The 21,263-nt window shown below is 64.3% G+C and carries 11 protein-coding genes and 1 pseudogene; 10 read left to right on the plus strand and 2 right to left on the minus strand.

Translation table 11 applies throughout. The features are described from left to right. Window positions 1-127 (plus strand): annotated as a pseudogene (locus WA950_RS08005) (electron transfer flavoprotein subunit alpha/FixB family protein); the annotation flags it as partial. A 75-nt stretch (window positions 128-202) separates the two neighbouring features. Here WA950_RS08005 and WA950_RS08010 read toward each other — a convergent pair. Together WA950_RS08010 and alr are read right to left on the minus strand one after the other, a co-directional pair. Further along, window positions 203-1,453: a D-amino acid dehydrogenase gene (locus WA950_RS08010; protein WP_424551176.1), complete on the minus strand. Its 1,251-nt coding sequence runs from the start codon at window positions 1,451-1,453 to the stop codon at window positions 203-205. 86 nt (window positions 1,454-1,539) lie between these two features. Continuing rightward, the gene (alr, locus tag WA950_RS08015; RefSeq protein ID WP_424551177.1) at window positions 1,540-2,673 is read right to left on the minus strand and encodes an alanine racemase; all 1,134 of its coding nucleotides are present in this window, start codon (window positions 2,671-2,673) and stop codon (window positions 1,540-1,542) included. Between the two features lie 127 nt (window positions 2,674-2,800). Here alr and WA950_RS08020 point away from each other — a divergent pair, with 127 nt between their 5' ends. The 9 genes from WA950_RS08020 to WA950_RS08060 all read left to right on the plus strand — a co-directional run bounded on the left by WA950_RS08020 (window position 2,801) and on the right by WA950_RS08060 (window position 21,140). Continuing rightward, window positions 2,801-3,265 carry an Lrp/AsnC family transcriptional regulator gene (locus WA950_RS08020; protein ID WP_424551178.1) on the plus strand — a complete coding sequence of 155 codons (465 nt, stop codon included), beginning with the start codon at window positions 2,801-2,803 and terminating at the stop codon, window positions 3,263-3,265. Window positions 3,266-3,728: 463 nt separating this feature from the next. After that, the gene (locus tag WA950_RS08025) at window positions 3,729-4,841 is read left to right on the plus strand and encodes a polysaccharide biosynthesis/export family protein (RefSeq protein WP_424551179.1); all 1,113 of its coding nucleotides are present in this window, start codon (window positions 3,729-3,731) and stop codon (window positions 4,839-4,841) included. Window positions 4,842-5,009: 168 nt separating this feature from the next. Next, a complete protein-coding gene (locus tag WA950_RS08030) occupies window positions 5,010-6,605 on the plus strand; it encodes an LTA synthase family protein (RefSeq protein ID WP_424551180.1) in 1,596 nt (531 codons plus the stop codon). Further along, window positions 6,605-7,849, plus strand: coding sequence for a capsule biosynthesis protein (locus tag WA950_RS08035; protein ID WP_424551181.1), 1,245 nt, complete (start codon window positions 6,605-6,607; stop codon window positions 7,847-7,849). Before WA950_RS08030 ends, WA950_RS08035 begins: the two co-directional genes overlap by 1 nt. A 232-nt stretch (window positions 7,850-8,081) precedes the next feature. Further along, window positions 8,082-15,476, plus strand: coding sequence for an SDR family NAD(P)-dependent oxidoreductase (locus tag WA950_RS08040; RefSeq protein WP_424551182.1), 7,395 nt, complete (start codon window positions 8,082-8,084; stop codon window positions 15,474-15,476). Further along, window positions 15,473-16,867, plus strand: coding sequence for an aminotransferase class I/II-fold pyridoxal phosphate-dependent enzyme (locus WA950_RS08045; RefSeq protein ID WP_424551183.1), 1,395 nt, complete (start codon window positions 15,473-15,475; stop codon window positions 16,865-16,867). The genes WA950_RS08040 and WA950_RS08045 overlap by 4 nt, the downstream gene beginning before the upstream one ends. Before the next feature lies 1 nt (window position 16,868). Beyond that, window positions 16,869-17,660 (plus strand): SDR family oxidoreductase, encoded by a 792-nt coding sequence (locus WA950_RS08050; RefSeq protein WP_424551184.1) that lies wholly within the window; start codon window positions 16,869-16,871, stop codon window positions 17,658-17,660. Between the two features lie 104 nt (window positions 17,661-17,764). Next, complete coding sequence (locus WA950_RS08055; protein WP_424551310.1) at window positions 17,765-19,132, plus strand: sigma-54-dependent transcriptional regulator; 1,368 nt, start codon at window positions 17,765-17,767, stop codon at window positions 19,130-19,132. Continuing rightward, window positions 19,125-21,140, plus strand: coding sequence for a sensor histidine kinase (locus WA950_RS08060; RefSeq protein WP_424551185.1), 2,016 nt, complete (start codon window positions 19,125-19,127; stop codon window positions 21,138-21,140). Before WA950_RS08055 ends, WA950_RS08060 begins: the two co-directional genes overlap by 8 nt. Window positions 21,141-21,263: the final 123 nt, after the last annotated feature.

The following is a 21,263-nucleotide window of genomic DNA, read 5'->3' on the forward strand; positions in this document are numbered from 1 at the left end:
CATGAAGGATTCGAAGGTCATCGTGGCGATCAACAAGGACGAGGAAGCCCCGATCTTCCAGGTCGCCGACTACGGCCTCGTCGGCGATCTCTTCGACATCCTGCCCGAACTCGAAAAGGCTATTTGATAGACGCGGGAATTCCGGCGAACCAAAAGCCCTCCGCAAGGAGGGCTTTTGTTGTTTGGGACGGCGCGCCGGATGTCAGGCGTAGCGTGCGATGGCAAGGTCCGTCGCATCGATCTCGGGCTTCTTGCCGGAGACGATGTCGGCGATGACGCGGGCCGAACCCGAGCTCATCGTCCAGCCGAGCGTGCCGTGGCCGGTGTTGAGGAACAGGCCGGCGATCTTTGTCGCGCCGATCACCGGCGTGCCGTCCGGCGTCATGGGGCGAAGACCGGACCAGAAGCTGGCCTTCGACACGTCGCCGCCCGGGAAGAGATCCATGACGGAGTGCTGGAGCGTCAGGCGGCGGGGCTCGCCGAGATCGTTGGTATAGCCGGAGATTTCCGCCATGCCGCCGACGCGGATGCGGTCGCCAAGGCGCGTGATGGCGATCTTGTAGGTTTCGTCCATCACCGTCGATTCCGGCGCGCGGGCGGCGTCGGTGATCGGGATGGTCAGCGAGTAGCCCTTGACCGGATAGACCGGCAGGCGGATGCCGTGCGGCCTGACGAGCAGCGGCGAGAAGCTGCCGAGCGCCACGACCACCGCGTCGGCCTGGAGTGTTCCGTGCGCGGTGATGACGCCGCGGATGCGGCCGCCTTCCACGTCGAGGCCGCGGATGATGCTGCCATAGTTGAAGCGCACGCCAAGCGCCTCGGCCTTCGTTGCCAGCGCATTGGAGAACTTGAAGCAGTCGCCGGTCTCGTCCTTCGGCGTCAGCAGGCCGCCGACGATCTTTTCGCGTACATGGCTGAGGGCGGGTTCGACGCGGATGCAGCCTTCGCGATCGAGCACTTCATAGGGAATGCCGTCGGCGGCAAGCGCCGTGACGTCCTTGGCCGAGGCATCGAGCTGGGCTTGTGTGCGGAAGAGCTGCAGCGTGCCCTGCATGCGCTCGTCATAGGCGATGCCGGTTTCATCGCGCATCTCGGCAAGCGCGATGCGGCTGTAGTCGGCAAGCCGCAGCATGCGGCTCTTGTTGATGGCGTAGCGCTTGGAGGTGCAGTTGCTGAGCATCTTCGCCATCCAGGAGAGCATGGCGACGTCGACCTTGGGGCGCAGGATCAGCGGGGCGTGCTGCATGAAGAGCCACTTCATCGCCTTCATCGGGATGCCGGGAGCGGCCCAGGGCGAGCAATAGCCGAAGGAGACCTCGCCGGCATTGGCGAAACTGGTCTCCAGTGCGGGACCGGGCTGGCGGTCGATGACGGTGACCTCGTGACCGGCCTTGGCAAGCTGGTAGGCCGAGGTCACGCCGACAATACCGGCGCCCAGAACGATGACTTTCATTGTATCCTCACTGGAATGAAAAGGGGTGTCTTTTTGTTTTTCACGATTGCGGCGGCGAGAACGCCGCGCGATTTTTCCGGGTCGCTCTAGCGGTACTGCCGCTCGTATCGCTGGCCGAGGCTGGTCAGGATTTCGTAGGAGATGGTACCGGCGTCGCGCGCGACATCCTCCAGCGTCTGGTGGGGGCCGAGCACTTCCACGAGGCTGCCGAGCTTCAGGCGGCCCTCCGGCAGGACGGAGATGTCGATGGTGATGCTGTCCATGGAAACGCGCCCGACGACAGGCAGGCGGATGCCGTCGCAATAGACGGCGCCCCGGCTGCTCAGGCTACGCGGCAGGCCATCGGCATACCCGGCGGCGATGGTGGCGAGCCGCGTTTGGCCCGTCGTGACATGGGACGCGCCATAACCGACGCGCGTGCCGGCCGGCACGGAGCGGGTCTGCACGACGGCGACATCGAGGCGCACGACCGGTTCCATCGGGTTGGCGCGCCCTTCGGTCGGCGCGCCGCCATAGAGCGCAATGCCCGGGCGGCAGAGTGCGCCGTGATAGGCATTGCCGAGGAAGATGCCGCCTGAATTGGCGAAGCAGACGGGAAATTCGGGGAATTCGGCCGCGATGCGGTCCATCTCGGCGCGCTGGTCGCTGTTCTGGTCGTTGTCGGCATCGTCGGCGCAGGCAAGGTGGCTCATGATGAAGAGGACCTCGATCCGGCTTTCCGCCTTCACGAGATCCGCAAGCGTCGCCCGATCTTCCGCCGGCACGCCGAGGCGTGACATGCCCGTATCGAATTGCAGCACCGCCGGCAGCGTACGGCCGAGCGTCCGTGCGGCTGAGGCCCATTGCCGCCAATGGTCCAAGGAATTGATCACCGGGACCATACCGCTGCGCGCGCAGGCAAGTTCGTTTCCGGGCTGCAGGCCGTTCAGCACGAAGACTGAGGCGTCGGCGGCAAGCAGCGGGCGCAGGCTCAGCGATTCGCCGAACTGTGCGACGAAGAAATGGCGGCAGCCCTGCGCATAGAGCCTGGGGGCGACCCGGTCGGCGCCAAGCCCGTAGGCATCCGCCTTGACGACGGCGGCAGCCCGGGCGGGCGCAACTTCAGCAGCCAGCTTTTCATAGTTGCGGGCAAGCGCCGCAAGATCGATCGTCAGGTAGCCGGACGCGCCGCCCGTGCCCGTCGTCTCGCTCTGTCTGTCTTCCTGAATGCCGATATACATTTTTTGAAGCTCCCCGCTTGCGGGAAGACTATTGAAACGATCGTGAAATTACCCACGAAAAAGCGCTTGATTATTGTGCCGTGTAATGATTTTTGATGGAAACCGTGACTATTTGGAATTATCTGCTATGGCGGCACTGGACGCGATCGACCGCAATATCCTGAGGCTCCTGCGGCTCGACGCGCGCATGAGCAATGCGAGCCTCGCCGCCGAAGTCGGCCTTTCTCCTTCGGCCTGCCTGCGGCGGATCAAGCTGATGGAACAGACCGGCGTCATTCGCGGCTATACGGCGCTGGTGGATGCGGGAAATACCGAATCCGCCATCGCCGTCATCATCAACATCACGCTGGAACGGCAGACGGAAGACCACCTCGATCGCTTCGAGGCGGCGGTGCGTAAGCACCCGGAAATCCGCGAGTGTTTCCTGATGACGGGCGGGTCGGACTACCTGCTGCGCGTCGAGGTCGCCAATGCCGGCGAGTTCGAGCGCATCCACAAGGAAATCCTCTCGGCGATGCCGGGGGTCTCGCGCATCCATTCGAGCTTTGCGATCCGCAATGTGCTGGCGACGCGTCCGAAGGGACGGCGCTGAAGCAATTCGTCCGTAGTGTTTTTCCGCAATGCTGCGGGTGACTGCGACAGCCAGTGCCCCCGATTTCCAGCATTGTGGCCATGTCGGCGCGGCGGACCAGGCCGTTTGTTTGAGCAAATGACGCACCTCAAGTATTCAGTGCAGGTTTTGACTGGGAGATAGCCCCTATCGGGTGAAGCTGCTTGATCCTCTGGCCGGTGAGCGGCCGGACGAGCTTGCAGGGCCAAAATGTTCGGGGCGTCGCCGATATGTTTTCTTCTTGGTAGGGTTTTTAATTCACTTGTTTCAAAATGGATTGAAACAGAGGGGCGACATTCAATTGAATGTTGATCAGCCCCTTGTGCTGCTGTAGTCATCCGAGCAAATCCGCGAAAGTGGCGTAGCGGGCATGGTTGAAAGTTAAGGTTTGATGCAATCGGCGAATCGATTTTTTCTCGTTCCTGCCTCGTTGGCCGCGCTTCTGGTGGTATCGTCCTGTACTGTCATTCCCAGTTCCGGCCCCAGCGCTGACACCATCCAGTCCGGTGCCAAGACGGCCGAGGCGCCCTACGTGCTGGTCAATGTGACCCAGGCAGTCGCCGACATGCTGGCCAAGAGCCAGGAGCGCCCGCTTTCTGTCGCCTTCGGTTCTTCCCGCAAAAAAAGCTCGTCCCGCATCGGCGTTGGCGATGTCGTTTCCGTCGTTATCTGGGAAGCCTCGCAAAACGGCCTGTTCTCTTCCGGTGAAAAGGGCATAGGGGCGGCACAGATCCCCCCGCAGCCGGTTTCGGAAAACGGAACGATCGTCGTTCCCTATGCCGGGGTCGTGCGTGTCGCCGACCGTTCGCCTCAGGAAGTCAAGGCGGACATCGAAAAGGCGTTGAGTGGCATGGCGGTCGAGCCGCAGGTTCTCGTCAACGTCGTCGCGAACAACTCCAATACGGTTACCGTGACCGGTGAAGTTGCCAAGAGCGGGCTCATTCCGCTGCTGCCTGGCGACAACCGCCTCTTGGATGTGATCGCCACTGCCGGCGGCCCCCGCATGGAATCCCATCAGCTCGCCGTGCAGATTACGCGTGGTTCGAAGTCGGAAACCATACCGATGGAGCGACTCATCTCGGATCCGCGCGAAAACATCCATGTGCAGTCGAGCGACGTCATCACGCTGATCCGCCAGCCGCGCAGCTTCACCGTGTTCGGCGCTTCGATGGCCAATGCCTCCGTGCAGTTCGACGAGTCACAACTCTATCTGAACCAGGCCTTGGCCAAGGTGGGCGGGCTCAATGACGACCGCGCCAATGCCCGGGGCATATTTATCTATCGCCGCGAGCCGGTCGATATGGTCCGCAAGATGGTTCCCACGGCGCACCCCACGCACGCCGACGGAACGGTCAACGTCATCTACCAGGTCGATCTGAAGGATCCGAGCGGCTTCTTCATCCTGAAGGGTTTCAAGGTCAGCAACCGCGATCTCATCTATATTGCCAACTCGTCGCTGGCCGAAATCCGGAAATTCTCCACACTCATCAGCACGACGGTATCGCCTATCGTCCAGGGTGCGGCGGTTGCCTCGAATATCAACGACCTGAGCAACTGAAGTCAGGTCTGGCGGCGCGGCAGGACTTGACAGCTTTCCACGTCGGCGTGGTGTACCGAGGGGCGCCTGCCTCGGTACGAAATGCCGGAACCGGACGCGTAGGGGTAAGTTTCCGTCCCGCAGGTGCGCCGGCCTCGGGAGAACCGCGAAGCGCATGAGCACCGATCAATGAACTGGTTTGGTAATGCCTGGCTATTGACGGCTACCTGCTTCGCCTGGGCCAGTGCCGTTGTCTATTTGACGGATCCTTTGGCGCTCCCGCGCGCCGTCGCCAAAAAGTATCGTATCGAGCGCAGCCCATGGCGCGTGTTCCTCGAAACCGCGGCGCGCCTGCCGATCATTGCGCTCGTCTTCGCCGGTTTTTTCGCGATTTCGTGGCGCCCGATCTATGCCGCGCAGGGTACTCTGAGCTTCTTCATCGTCTTCACCGTGATTTCGCGCGCCAAGTTCATCTTCATCCGTGAACCGCTGGTTTTCTCGGATATCGCGCTCGTTGCTGACGTGTTCAAGCACAAGGAAATATTCTACGCGACAAAGCTCAACATGGTTTTCTGGATCATCGCCGGCAGCTATGTCTTCGGGGCTTCCGCTCTGTTCTTCTATTTCGAGACGAGTGTCCTTCCGCAAGAGAATCGGCTTTTCTGGATTTTGGTCGGCCTGGCGGTCGCTTTCGGTCCCTATGTCCTTCTCTTCGTCAAGCCGATCAACGTTGGGCTGCGCAGGATCAGCGAGGGACTTCTCAGAACCCTCGACGTCTTCGTCAACACCGTTCGCTTCGGTACCTATGCGTCGGTTGCCTACCACTTCCTCATCTGGATCGGTACGCGCCGCGATCAGGTTGTCGCAGAACTCCTGGCGACGCTGCACCATGCCTTCCACGATATTGTCCACGCCGACGATGCGGCGGCGAGCGAGAGCGCGCCGCTGGTCGTCGTCTGGCAATCGGAATCCTTCTACGATCTGCGGTATTTCGGAATGACCGATCTGGACTTGCCCAATCTTGACGCATTGCGTTCACGCGCGGCGCAGTGCGGACGCATGGCGAGCGTTTTTGAAGGTGGTTATACGCTTCGTACGGAATTCGCGGTGCTGAGCGGTGTGCAGCCGGAAGACTCCCATGTCGACGCCAGCTATCCCTATTTGCGGGCATCGCACTATTCCGACATTGCCTGGCCCATGCGGCTCAAGCGGGCCGGCTGGCTCACCCATTTCATCCACCCCTACGAGCGTACCTTCTTCTTCCGCGACAAGGCCATGCCGCTTCTCGGCTTCGACAACATGACCATGCTGGATGGCTTTGCGCATGACCCTCAGGTGGATGGGCCGTATGTTTCGGACCAGCGGCTGACGCAAACGGTCGTGCGCATCATCGATGGCATCGGCAACGAACAATCGGCCTTTCTCTTCGTCGGATCGATGGGCAACCACGGGCCGTGGCTGCCAGGACGGTGTGGCGACCTGAGCGATCCTGTCGAGATCTACAAGGAGCTTCTGCGCCAGACAGACGAGGCTCTCGGCAATCTCGTGGCATATCTTGATCGCCTTGATCGCCCGGTATGGCTGGCATTCTACGGCGACCATGCGCCCCTGTTGAAAAGCCTCGCCGACCCGTTTCCCGATCCGCGGACGGACTACGTACTGGTTCCGCTGGCCCGGGCAGGCGAAGCGCGGGACGCCGCATCACTCCCGAAAGAGGAAGCGCCATGGAACCTGCTCCGAACGCTCTTCACCGATGCCGACCTGCAGCGGCGGCGAACACCATGATGGAACGTGCCGCCGGTACCGAGCATGCCCGCAAGGGACAGACGTTTCTCTTCCTGCAGGGGCCGGCGTCGCCGCTTTTTTCCAAGTGCGCGGCGGCGCTGGAGGAGCGCGGGCATCGTTGCCTGCGTATCAACCTCAATATCGGCGACTGGATTTTCTGGCGGCGGGCCGGTGGCGTCAACTATCGCGGCCAGCCGCAGCGCTGGCCGGAATTCGTACGCGACTTTATGGTCCGTAACGGCGTCACCGGCCTGCTTCTGCTCGGAGAGGAACGGCCTTATCACAAGGCCGCGGCCGCGGCCGCCAAGGCGCTCGCCATCGATGTCTATGTGATAGAGATGGGGTATCTGAGGCCCGACTGGGTGACGTTCGAGCGCGACGGCATGTCGTCCAATTCCCATTTCCCGCGCGACCCGCAGCGTATCCTTGCCGAAGCGGCCGGACTGCCGGAACCGGATTGGGTGGTCCGCTATCGCCAGAGTTTTCCGGTGGAAGCCGGCTACGACCTTCTCTACAATCTGCCGAACGTCTTCCTGTGGTTCCTCTATCCGCATTATCGACGGCATGCGCTCTCCCATCCGCTTGCCGAATATGCCGGCTGGATCCGGCGTCTTCTGGGCAAGAAACGCACCGAACGGAACGCGTTGGCGACATGCGAGCGCTTGCTTGCAAGCGGATGCCCATTCTTCGTATACCCGTTACAGTTGCAGACGGACTACCAGCTACGTGCGCATTCGCCTTTCGCCAGCCAGCAAGAGGCCATCCTGAAGGTGGTGGCATCCTTTGCGGCGCACGCGGCGGGCGATCACCAGCTTCTGGTGAAGCTGCACCCACTCGACAACGGCCTCATCAATTGGCAGGCGTTTATCGAGGGGGAGGCGCTTCGCCACGGAATCGGCGAGCGCGTGCATGTCATCGATGGGGGTAATCTCGACCGGTTGATCGACAATGCGACGGGGCTCGTGACCGTCAATTCGACTGCTGCGCTCGGGGCTTTCAAAAGGAACAGGCCCGTGAAAACACTGGGTTCGGCGGTTTTCGACACCCCCGGCCTCAGCTATCCCGGTTCGCTCGACGCATTCTGGCGCAATCCGTATCCCGCCGAAAGAGCGCTGGAGGACGCGTTCTTCCGCCTGATTGCCGGCAAATATCAGGTACGGGGTAATTTTTATTCGCAGGTGGGCTCGTCGGCAGCGGCCGAGGCCATTGCTCGACGCCTTGTCGATCAGCGTAAAACGACATGAAGCCCGACCTCACACCGGGCGGTTTGCTCTCGGGCTTTATCAATTCATATTCGCGCTATGTGTTCGTGTCATTGCATTGTTTCTACTGGAGTGTGGTCTTGCCTTCGTGACCCGGCCTCCTGTACTGCTGCTATATTAGCATGGCGGACAACTCTAGATGTTGCTATGTAGAATGTTTTAAGTGACGCTTCGCAATCTGGAGATGAGGCGATCGTGACAGTGTTTGGTGCCCATGACGGTTGAAATTATCGGATATGCTGCTGTTGCTCCGGGGGCTGGTTCTGCGTCGCAGTTGTTCGACCTGCTTCATCGGGGGGAATGCGCCGTTCGCGAAGTTCCGGCCGGACGCTGGGACAAGTCGCGTTTCTGGCACCCCAATCCGGGAAATGCAGGCAAGACCTATACGTTCGCCGCTGGAATAATAGACGACATCGACACGTTCGATGCGCGCATCTTCGGCCTTTCGCGCCGCGAAGCGATGGCGATGGACCCGCAACAGCGCCTGCTGCTGTCGGTGGCCTGGCGCGCGCTGGAGGACGCAAATCTCACACTTCCAGCCCTTCAAAAGGAAGCGATCGGCGTCTATGTCGGCGCATCGAGTCTCGACGGGGCGAACCTTTCCACTGAAGACCCCGCCGCCGGCGGCCCGTACTTCATGACGGGCAATACGCTCTCCATCGTCGCCAATCGTCTCTCGCATATCTTCGGTCTCAGCGGGCCGAGCCTGACGATCGATACGGCCTGCTCCTCATCGCTCGTCGCGCTCGACCAGGCGGTGCGCGCGCTCAATCGCGGCGAAATCGACACGGCAATCGTCGGCGGGGTCAATCTTCTGATCCATCCCCTGCCGTTCGTCGGATTTGCGCAGGCACGCATGCTGTCTCCTGAGGGCCGCTGCCGTGCCTATGACAACGAGGCTTCCGGCTATGTGCGCGCGGAAGGTGCGGCGGTCGTCGTCCTGCGCCGTAGCGACAAGGCTGATGCTGCGGGCGATCGCAGCCGCGCCCGCATTCTTGCGACCGGGGTCAATTCTGCCGGTCGGACGAACGGCATCTCGCTGCCCTCGCAGGAGGCGCAGGCTGCTCTTCTTGAAAAGATCTATGCCGAAGCGGCGATCGATCCGAACCAGCTCGCCTTCATCGAAGGTCACGGCACCGGCACGAAGGTCGGCGACCCTGCGGAGGTCTGGGCAATCGGGCATGTTCTCGGCCAGAAACGCCACGCACCCATTCCACTCGGTTCCATCAAGACGAATATCGGCCATACGGAGCCGGCGTCGGGGCTGTTCGGCGTGCTCAAGGCCGTCATGGCCCTCGAACACGACCATCTTCCGGCATCGCTGTTCTTCGATACGCCGAACGATGCGATCGACTTCAACGCTCTCAATGTCAGCGTGACCGCAACGCCCCTGCCGCTACTGCGCAGCAAGCGGCCCCGCCTTGCCGGCATCAACTCGTTTGGCTTCGGCGGTACGAACGCCCATGTCGTCATCTCCGACCCGGTCGCCCGGCAGCAGGCCGCCACAGGCGGCGCGGTCGATGGCGACTATTTCATGGTTTCGGCGCATACCGAAACCGCCCTCCATGCGCTTCTGGGGGACTACCGGGACAGGCTGTCGGGGATCGCGGACCCGGCATCGGCGCAGTCGCTCGTGGGTGCTGCGACGGCGGGCCGAACGCCGCTTCGCCACCGTTTCGTCACGCAGAAAAAGAAGGCCGGCGATATCGCTGCGGTGCTTTCCGAGCAGCTTGCCGGGCAGGCCGGAATGGCTGCGGCGATCGGCGAAGCGCCGGTCGGCGAGCCGAAGGTTGCCTTCGTGTTCGCAGGAAACGGCGCGCAATGGGCCGGCATGGGTGTCGATGCGTTGCGCACGAACCCGAATTTCCGCCGGCATTTCACGGCCGTAAGCGCCCTGTTCGAGGAGCAGGTGGGCGAGAAACTGACCGCGCTCCTCGTCGCGGACGATCTTGCCGGACGCCTTGCCGATACGCGCGTCGCCCAGCCGCTTCTCTTCTCGATCCAGGTGGCTCTGGCGCAATGCCTCATCGGCGCCGGCATCCGCCCGGCAGCGGTGCTCGGTCATTCCATCGGTGAAGTCGCGGCCGCGCATATTGCCGGCGCCTTGTCGCTGGTCGATGCCGTGGCGGTCGTTGCCGTCCGCTCGCGCTGCCAGCACGTCACGAAGGGCAAGGGGACGATGGCGGCCGCACTGTGCGGCGAGGAAGCCGCCCGCGATTTCATCAGCCGCCACGGCCTCGATGGCCTTACCATCGCCGCCATCAATGCCGCCAATTCCGTTACGATCTCCGGCCCGAGCGACCAGATCACGGCCTTGCGCACGCTCGGCCGGCGCCACAAAATGGCGGTCCAGCCGCTCGAAATCGACTACCCGTTCCACCATCCGCTCATTGATGAGGCGAAGGAGGAATTCCTTCAGACGCTGCCGAAGATCACGCCGCGTGCGACGGAATATGATTTCATCTCCACCGTGACGGGAGAAAAGCTGGACGGGACGGCGCTGGATGACGCCTATTGGTGGCGCAACGTGCGCGAGCCGGTCTATTTCATGCAAGGTGTCGCGTGCGCGCTGAAGCAGGGCTGCAACCTGCTGATGGAAATATCGCCCAGACCCATCCTGACCAACTATCTGAAGGGTGCCGCCAAGACGAGCGGCGCGCCCGCGCAGCTCGTGCCGACGCTCGACCGGAACGAGGACGGACGCGAGGGTGATCCCGTTGTGAACTGTGTCATCCGGGCTCTGGCGCACGGGGCGGCCTTGCCGCGGGCACAGCGCGATGCGGCGGTCGACCTTCCGGGCGTGCCCTTCGAGCCGGAAACCATGGTCGGTACACCGACGACGGACAGCTACGATCTGTTCGGCCGGCACATGACCCGCGCATATTCGCTGGCCGGCTGGCGCGCAGATCCGAACAGCATGGCATGGAAGAACCACCTCGATGCCCGTCTCTTCCCGGACCTCGCCGAGCATGTCGTCGATGGCCATGCGATCATGCCCGGCGCCGGCTTCATCGAAATCGCATTCCAGGTCGCCCAGCAGGCGCTCGGCACGGATGCCGTCCAGCTGACGAATATCGAGCTGTTGCGTCCGCTCGAACTCGGCTCCACCATGGTGGAACTGTCGACGGTCGTTTCGCGGGAAACCGGCACGATCGAGATCCGTTCGCGCGAACGGCTGAGTGCGGACGACTGGACCCTGCACGTCGTATGCCGCTGCCAGAAGGTGCTGCCGGCCATGCGCACGCCGGACCTCGAACCGCTCGATGCGGCAGCAGAGGATGTCTCGCCGGAGCGGATCTACACCATCGCCTCCTCCTTCGGGCTGGATTACGGCCCGGCCTTCCGGCTGGCGGCGCGCGTCAGGACCGACCTGCGGAGGCGCATCGATGTCGAGCTTGCGCCCGGCGCAGCGCCCGCCCATCCGATGCTGGCCTGGGGGCTCAGCCCCATGCTGCTCGACGCCGCTTTCCACGGCCTCGTCGGACTGTTCGACCGATTCTCGGGCGATGCCGAAGGCGCGCCCTATATCCCGGTCCATTTCGGTTCCGTCGCGCTTCTGGCCGCCGGTGTCGCGCCGCGCCGAGCGCGGATCGAAGTCGAGCGTGTCAGCGCCCATTCCATCAAGGCGCGCTTTGTCCTCGAAGCCGAGGACGGCAGGCCCGTCCTTCTCCTGGAGGATTGCCGCTTCCGTCGCACCTGGCTCCAGCAGCATCACACGCCCGCATCGCTGACCTTCCACTATGAGGCGGTGCCTGTCGTGGAGGCCATCGTCGGCCGCTTGCCCGAAACGGCGCCGGCCTTCCTGATGGCCGCACCCGCGCCGTCGGAACCGGACGATGCGTCGCTTCTTCTTCAGGCTGCGGTTCTGCGTGCCTGCCACGATATCGTGCTGCCATTCGCGGATTCTGCCGGGCGGCTGCCGCTTGCCGGATTGCCGGGAGACCGGGCTTTCCAGGATTTCCTGTCGAATGCGCTCTACCTCCTGAACGGGGTGGGCCTTGCTGAGCAGCGCGATGGCGTGTGGGTGGTCGAGGCCGCATCCGACCTGCCGGAAACGGGTGAAGCTCTTGCCGAGTTCACGGCCGAGCGGCCCGATCGCGGCGCGGAAGCGGTGTTGCTCGCCGAGATTCGCGCCGGCGTATTGCGCCATATCGATTATCTGCAGCACGGCGGAACCGCTTCGCTGGAGCTTGGCGGCAAGACGACGCGCCAGGCCCTTCGCCTGCATTCGCCGCAAGCGCGCGAGCGCAACGCGCTGGTCTTCGCGGCTGCCGAAAAGGCGGTGGCGGAGGGGACCAGACAGGCTCCTGTCGTCGTGCAGATCGGCGCTACGGCGCCCGGCTTCAGCCGCCGGCTGGCGGACCTTGCCGCCCGTTCCGGCGGCAGGCTCGTCATCGTCGAACCGTCCGACGACTTGCGCCGCGCCGTCGAGGTTGCCTTCGGGGCGAGTGGCCGCGTCACCGTCGACAGCACGGCGGACGCGCTTCGCGGCGCGGACCTGGTCGTCAGCACCTGCGATCGCCTGCATGCCATGCTGGAGACGGACGAGGCGCTGTCCGGTGCGCTTGCCACAGGGCTCGCAAACGGCGCGCGGCTCGTTGCAGCCGAAACGCCGGCCTCGCTGCTCTACGACTTCTTCTTCGGGCTGGTCCCGGGCTGGTTCTCCAACAGCCTGTCGCAGGGCTTCCCGGTCGGGCAGCTTGCGAGCGAAGGCGATTGGGACCGCCGTCTGGCCTCGCTTGCGGCCGGTCGCCATGCGCTTCAGCTCGTTCCGCGGCCCTACGGCTTGCTTGTGCTCATCGAGGTTGCTCCGGCGGCTCCGGCCAGCGAGGCGGATATCCAGCAGGACGCAGCCGCATTTCTGCCGCTCGGTGCGGCGGCCGGGGCGCTTGCCGCCATGCCGGCCATCGACCTCTCCACGCCTGCGGCGCGTCTCGGTGAGGCCATCGGGCGAGCGGACCTTGCCGCGGACCTGTTGCTGTACGTAGCGCCCGCAGGCGGCATCGAGGATGAAGCCGTGCTGGCGCGTGACGCCCATGGCCTGGCGAAGGTCGTCGAAACCTTGCAGGCCAGCTCCGCCAAGCAAAGGCCGAAGCTTGTGCTTGTTCTTCCCGGCGGTGCGCCGGATGGAGCCCGCGAGGACCGCATTGTCCCGTCGCCGCTGTCCACGGGGCTTTGGACCTTTGCGCGGGTACTCGCCAACGAATTCAGCGAGGTGGATATCCACCTGGTGGATGCAAAGCCCGACGACTGGCGGAAGGCGCTGGACCTTGCCGCCAGCGGCCATGGCGAGCGGGAATGGCGTATCGTCGATGGTGCCAGACACGCGCAGGCCTTCCGGGCCGTCAGTGGTCCTGTCGCTTCCTGCGATGTCTCCCGCCGCGATTTTCCTGCCGCCACCGTGCGGCAGCGCACGCCCTCGCGCGTCGACAGCCTCTACTGGGAAAGCATGGAGCGGCCAGAGCCGGCCGCGGGCGAAGTGCTCGTCAAGGTGGCTGCGGCAGGCCTCAATTTCCGCGACGTCATGTGGGCCATGGGGCTTCTGCCCGAGGAGGCGCTGGAGGACGGCTTTGCCGGCGCCACGATCGGCATGGAGTTCTCCGGTCGCGTGGCGGCCGTGGGCGAGGGCGTGGACGACCTTACCGTGGGAGACCGCGTGATGGGCATCGGTCCGGCGGCGTTCTCCACCCACACTTCCATCAAGCGTGCGGGCCTTGCGAAGCTTCCCGATGAACTCGACCTTACCGCCGCCGCTACAGTTCCCGTCACTTTCCTGACGGCTTGGTACGCGCTGGTCGAACTCGGCCGTGCCCGGCCGGGTGAAACGCTGCTCATTCACGGCGCTGCGGGCGGTGTCGGCCTTGCCGCGATCCAGATCGCCAGGGTCCTCGGCCTTACGATCATCGGAACGGCCGGCAGCGACGAAAAGCGCAGCTACCTGCGCTCGCTCGGCGTCGACATGGTCTTTGATTCCCGTTCGCTCTCCTTCGTCGCCGACGTCAGGGCGGCAACGGGCGGCGAGGGTGTCGACCTCGTGCTGAACTCGCTGTTCTCCGACGCGATGGAACGCAGCATCGAACTGGTCAAGCCGTTCGGCCGCTTCCTCGAACTCGGCAAGCGCGACTATTATGCCGACCGCAAGATCGGTCTGCGGCCGTTCCGCCGCAATGTCAGCTATTTCGGCATCGACGCCGACCAGCTGCCACTGAAGGCGCCGGCGCTGACGAAAGCGATCTTCGCCGATCTCGGCGCGCTGTTCGCCAAGGGTGATCTTCGCGCCTTGCCTTACCGCACCTTCGAGCATGACGAGATCGCCGACGCGTTCCGCCTGATGCAGAATGCCGGCCATATCGGCAAGATAGTGCTGCTGCCGCCGCAGGCGGGCCACGATGCCGTGGCTACGGGCGCCGGCAAGCCGGTCGCGGTCGATGCGGACGGTATCCATGTCGTCGTCGGCGGTATCGGCGGCTTCGGCCTTTCGGCGGCGGACTGGCTGGCTGGCCGGGGCGCCCGGCGGCTGGCGCTGGTGACGCGTCGGGGCGTGTCCGATGCGGAAACCGATGCGGCCATTGCCGCCTGGAACAGGCGTGGCGTCGCTGCGAGCCTTCATGCCTGCGACGTGACCGATCCGAAGGCGGTCGAAACGCTGCTGGCGGGCCTCAGGCAGGAAGCGCCCGTGAAGGGCGTCGTGCATGCGGCCATGCTGCTCGACGACGCGCTCCTGCCGAACCTCACGGAGGAGCGTTTCCGCCGGGTCATCGACGTCAAGGTGCGCGGTGCCGCGATCCTCGACAAGGCGACCCGCACGGATGCGCTCGATTACTTCCTGATGTTCTCGTCCGCGACGACGATGATCGGCAATCCGGGGCAGGCCAACTATGTTGCCGCCAACGGTTACCTGGAGGGTCTCGCGCGGGCGCGCCGGTCGGAAGGATTGCCCGGCCTTGCCGTGGCCTTCGGGGCGATTTCGGACAAGGGATATCTGGCCCGCAACGACGAGGTCGGCGATCTTCTCGCCCGCCGCATCGGCAACACCGCGATGAAGGCGGCCACCGCCCTTGCCATGGTCGAGGCGCATATGCGCAGCGATCCGGGCACGGTCGAGGCAGCTGTCGTTGTTTGCTCGCCCATCGACTGGGCAGCGGCGCGCAACCTGAAGATTGTCGGCACGCCGCTCTTTGAAGTGCTGCTGAGGCAGGCCGGCCCGGCTGGCAGCGGCGGGGGTGATACGGTCGATCTGGCCGCGCTTGTTGCGGAAAAGAGCGAAGCCGAAGCGCTTGAGGCGCTCTATGCGCTGGTCGCCGCCGAAATGGCGACGATCCTCAGGGTTCCCGAAAGCTCGCTTGGTCGCGACAAGGTGCTGAAGGATGTCGGTCTCGACAGCCTCATGGCCGTCGAGCTTGCGCTGAGCTTCAAGGAGAAGACCGGTTTCGACATTCCGATTACCAGCGTGGGTGATACGACAACGGTAGAAACCGTCGTCCGCAATCTCTATGAAAAGGTTGCGCGCGCCGAGGAAGCAGAGCACGACGGCAGCGAGAACGAGCATATCGAAGCGCTGGCGGAACAGCATATGGGGGCCTCTCCGGCCGCATCGAGAGGAAGATGACAAGCATGGACGATACGTCCGCAAGCCGCATGGCGCGGGCGCGCAAGGCCGCGCTCCTGCAGAAGATGCGCGGCGTCTCCACTATGGATGCGCGTCCGAGCGGCACCGTGGTGCCCATGGACCGGCCTGTACCGCGTTTCGAGGACCTGCCTGAATACCGCCAGATCCGCATGCAGGAAATGGCGGGCGAACTCACGCAGATCGGCAATCCTTTCTACCGGATGCACGATGTCGGCGCCGGTGCGCAGACCCAGATCGACGGTCGGTGCGTCGCGAACTTCGCATCCTACGACTATCTCGGCACCAACCAGCATCCGGCTGTCCATGCGCGGGTCCACGAGGCGATCGACCGCTACGGGATCTCGGCCTCGGCAAGCCGGCTCGTCGCCGGTGAACGCCCGGCCCATCGGGAACTCGAGGAAAGCCTTGCCGCCTGCTATGGCGTGGAGGCGGCGGTGGTCTTCGTCAGCGGCTACCTGACGAATGTAACGGTGCTCGGCACGTTGCTCGGCCCGGAAGATCTCGTCATCCATGACGAATTCATCCACAACAGCGCCCTTGCCGGCATCAAGCTTTCCGGCGCTGCCCGGCGCTTCTTCCGCCACAATGATACGGCCCATCTGGAAGAGCTGCTTGTCGATTTCACCGGAAAATTCCGGCGCATCCTGGTGATCGTCGAAGGCATCTATTCGATGGATGGCGATGTCGCCGACTTGCCGCGTCTCGTCGAGCTGCGCAGCCGCTACGGCTTCTGGCTTATGGTCGACGAAGCCCATGCGCTTGGCGTTCTCGGCGCCAGCGGTCACGGCACGCACGAACACTTCGGCATCGACCCGACCCATGTCGATATCTGGATGGGCACGCTGTCGAAGACGACGTCGAGCTGCGGCGGCTATGTCGCGGGCAACGCGGCGCTGGCAACCGTGCTCAAGGGCTCGGCCGGCGGCTTCATCTACAGCGTCGGTCTGCCGCCGGCGCTTGCGGCGGGTGCCGTCGCGAGCCTCGAGCTGCTTGCCTCCGAGCCGGAGCGCGTAGCGCGGCTCAGGCGCAACGGCCACCTGTTCCTCGATCTGGCGCGAGAGGCGGGCCTCGATACCGGCCTCAGCGAGGGACACTCGGTCGTCCCGGTTCTCGTCGGGGATTCGCTGCGCGCCGTGCGCCTGTCGAACGACCTGCTTGCCGCCGGCATCAATGTCCTGCCGATCATCCACCCGGCCGTCCCGGAAGGGCAGGCGCGGTTGCGCTTCTTCATCACCAGCGAACATACGCAAGAGCAGATCCGGGAAACGGTGGAGAAAACCGCCGAACTGCTCGGCGCGCTCGTGCGTGACAACTTCGGCCTCAACACCATCGACCGCAGCCAGATCGCGCGCCTCATGGCGGGATTCTAGCGTGCGGCATGTGCTCGTGACCGGCGGGTCGAGCGGCATAGGACTTGCCGTTGCCGACCTGCTGCTCGAGCGCGGCGACCGGGTCTCGCTGGTCGCAAGGGATGCGGAACGACTTGCCGAGGCCGCGCGGACACTTTCTCGCGGCGAGGAAGCCCGCGCCGGGCGGATTTTCATCGTACCTGCCGACGTGGCCGACGGAGAGGCCGTCTCCCGCGCCGCCGAAAAGGCGACATCCCGCTTCGGCGTCATCGGCGCGCTCGTTGCATCCGCCGGCATTGTCGAGCCTGCCCGCTTTCTCGAACAGGACGCTGCCGCCTTCGACCGCCAGATATCCGTCAACCTGACGGGTGTCTCCAACAGCGTGCGGGCGGTCCTGCCGGGCATGCGCGGGAAGGGCGGCAGCGTGATGATCGTCTCGTCGGGCGCCGGCCTGATCGGCATTCCGGGCTACAGCGCCTATTGCGCCTCGAAATTCGCCCTGCGCGGCCTTGCCGCCGCCTTGCGGGCGGAGATGGCGTCCGCCGGCATTTCCGTCTCGATCTGCTTTCCGCCCGATACGCTGACGCCGCAGCTCGAACGCGAACTGCCGCTCCGTCCGCCTGAGGCCCAGGCGATGATCGGGCGCGTCAGGCCGCAAGAGACCGCAATCGTGGCAAGGGCGATCCTTGCCGGCATGGACAGGGGCCGGCGGGAAATCCATTTCGGTCTCGCGCTTCGCCTGCTCGGCTATTTCGGGCCCTTCGCCGCCTCCTATTTCGACTTGCGCCGGGGCGGGAGGCCGCGGACGGGCTAGGTAGGTCCTGGGCGGCTTGTGCTATCGGGAACGGCTTCCTATGGTGGCGTTGATATGTCTGACCGTCGGAAGGAGACGAGGTGCCGACTGAAGCCGCGCGCGCCATGCGCGATACGTCTGCCGATCCGGAATTCGGCCCGTGGCTGGCACAGGCCTCCATCCTTGTCGTCGATGACGAGCCGGGCATGCGCAACTTCCTGATGCGCACGCTGGGGCCGCGCTGCAACCGGCTGGAACTTGCAGCCGATACCGAGGAAGCCTCCCGCAAGCTCGACCAGTATCATTTCGACGTGGTGATCCTCGACAACATCATGCCGAGGAAGAACGGCGTGGAATGGCTCGCCGAACAGCGCGCCATCGGTTTCTTCGCCGATGCAATCCTGATGACCGCCTATGCCGATCTCGAAACCGCCATCCAGGCGCTGCGGGCCGGGGCGGTCGATTTCGTCCTGAAGCCCTTCCGCTCCAACCAGTTGCTCAATGCCGTGGCGCGCTGCCTCGACCGCATCCGCCTGCAACGCGAGAACTATGTGCTGCGCTACGAGCTGAAGGCGACGTCGGACCATATCCTGCTGCGCGACCGGCTGATCGGCGAATCCTCCGCCATCGCGCAGGTGCGCGAGACGATCGCCCGCGTCGCGCCGCTGCCGACGTCGGTCCTGCTCACCGGCCAGTCCGGCACAGGCAAGGAAGTGGCGGCGCGCTCGCTGCACACGCTCTCCGACCGCGAGGCAAAGCCCTTCGTTCCGGTCAATTGCGGCGCGATCCCGGCGGATATGATCGAGAGCGAACTGTTCGGTCATCTGAAGGGCGCCTTCACGGGTGCCGAACGCGCCCGCGAGGGCCTGTTCCTGCATGCACAGGGCGGCACGCTCTTCCTCGACGAGATCAGCGAAATGCCGCCGGCCACGCAAAGCAAGCTGCTGCGCGTGCTGGAGGATCGCAAGGTCCGTCCGGTCGGCTCGGAGCGCGAGGTGCCGGTGGACCTACGTTTCATCTTCGCCACAAACGCGGAACTGGAAAAGGAAGTGCAGGCCGGGCGTTTCCGCGCGGATCTCTTCTTCCGCATCAATGTCATGCAGATCCACCTGCCGCCGCTGAAGGAGCGGGAAGGCGACGCGGTGGAGCTTGCAACGCTCTTCATGAAGAAGCTTTCCGCTCAGCTCGCCATGCCTGCGGTGCCGATCGATTCGGCGACACGGCGTGCGCTGTCAGCCTATGACTGGCCCGGCAATGTGCGCGAACTGCGCAATCTCATCGAGCGCACGCTGATCCTTGGCCGTTTTCCGGATGGTTTCGGACCTGGCGCCACCGCGTCCGCCGGCGGGGAGGGCGGTTCGCTGGCGGAGGTCGAGCGGCGCCATATCCTTTCCGTGCTTGCCGCCTGCAACGGCCAGCGCGACGAGGCGGCCCGCCAGCTCGGCATTTCCCGCAAGACCATCGACCGCAAGCTGGCTGCCTGGGATGCTTGACGGCAGCCATAGCGGCGCCATCCGGCCGGCGCGTTCCGTGCGCTACCGTCTGCTCGCCATCGCGCTCCTGCCGATGCTGGTGATCCTGCCGCTGCTGCTTGGCGTCACGATCTATCGCTGGAACGAGAAATTCGACGCGACGCTGATCTCCAAGGTGAACGGCGACCTGACGATCGCGCACCAGTATCTTGCCCATATTCTCGACAATACCGGCGAACAGGTCACCGCCCTTGGCGGATCGGTGCGATTCCGCGACGCCGCCGACGATGCGGTTGCCCTCAAGACCCTTCTCGACGGGGCCCGTGCGCGGCTCGAACTTGATTTCCTCTATGTCATCGAGCCGGATGGCCGCCTCGTCGTTTCCGTGACGACGGGAACCGCCGCATCGCTTCGCACCGACTGGCCGGTCATTCGCGACGCGCTTGCCGGCAGGCAGGCGACGGGGATCGACATCTTCGACAATGAAGACCTCGCAAGTCTCTCGCCGAACCTTGCCGCCCGCGCGACCCTGCCGCTTGTGCCGACGCCCAATGCCGTGCCCACCGAGCGGGCGAACGAAACGCGCGGCATGGTGGTGCAGAGTGCAAGCCCCGTCACGCTCGGCGAGGGGCGGGCGGGCGTGCTCGTCGGCGGCATCCTGCTCAACCAGAACCTCGTCTTCATCGATACGATCAACGACCTCGTCTATCGCGAGGCGAGCCTGCCGGAGGGAAGCCAGGGCACGGCGACGCTGTTCCTCGACGACGTGCGCATCAGCACGAATGTCCGTCTCTTCGAGGGGCGGCGCGCGCTCGGGACGCGGGTTTCCGCCGCCGTGCGCTCGGCTGTGCTTGGCGAGGGGCGCACCTGGCTCGACAGCGCCTTCGTCGTCAACGACTGGTACATTTCCGCCTATGAACCGATCACTGACAGCCACGGCAAGCATGTCGGCATGCTCTATGTCGGCTTCCTCGAAGCGCCGTTCACCGCCGCGAAATACCAGACGGTGCTCACCATCGTCGCCGCCTTCTTCGCCATTGCTGCGGCCAGCGTGCCGATCTTCCTGCGCTGGGCGCGCGGTATCTTCAAGCCGCTGGAGCGGGTCGATGCGACCATTGCGAAAGTCGAGAGCGGCGATCTGTCGGCGCGTACCGGCCCCGTCGACAGCCAGGACGAGATCGGCCGCGTCGCCGTGCATCTCGACGACCTCCTGAACAAGCTCGAACAGAACGACCAGGAGCTTCGCCGCTGGAACGAGGAGCTGAACGCCCGCGTCGACGAGCGCACCCGCGAACTGCAGCTCGCCAACCGGCAGCTGGAGGCCACGACCAAGCAGCTCATCCTGTCGGAGAAGCTCGCGGCCATCGGCGAGATCACCGCCGGCGTCGCGCATGAGATCAACAACCCGATCGCCGTCATGCAGGGCAATCTGGAGGTCGTGCGGTCCGTGGTGGGGGACCGGGCGGAACTTGCGAAGGTCGAGTTCCAGCTTCTCGACGAGCAGATCCAGCGCATCAGCCAGATCGTCACCAAGCTCCTGCAATTCGCCAAGCCCGAGGAATTCGCGGGCTTCGTCGACAGCCATGCGCCGGGCGTGGCGGTGGCCGATTGCATGCCGCTTGTCCAGCACCTCCTCGCCAGGGCTGCAATCGAGGTGCGGCTGGAAAACACGGCCGAGCGCCTCGTGCTGATAAACCGTACCGAGCTTCAGCAGGTCATCGTCAACCTCATCGTCAACGCCATCCATGCCATGCCGGACGGTGGCATCCTGAGCATCGGGATCTGCGACAGCGATCGGGGCGAGCGGCCGGGCGTCGAGATCGTGGTCAGCGATACGGGAGTCGGCATGGACCCCGAGGTGGCGGCAAAGGTCTTCGACCCGTTCTTCACGACGAAGCGGCAGGAGGGGACCGGCCTCGGCCTGTCGATCAGCCAGACATTGGTGAAGCGGCAGGGCGGGGCGATCTCGGCAACCAGCCAGCGCGGCAAGGGCGCGGTCTTCACCATCTGGCTGCCGGAAGCCGCCTGAGCGGACATTTTGTCCGGCCGAAACGGACAATCTGTCCGTTCGGCTCGCCACCCTTCATGCAAGTCACTGATTTCAAAGGAAGTCCTTCCTGGCACGCGTCTTGCAAAGATAGCGCCGGGAGGC

The organism is Shinella sp., assembly GCF_049651085.1.
GTDB lineage: Bacteria > Pseudomonadota > Alphaproteobacteria > Rhizobiales > Rhizobiaceae > Shinella.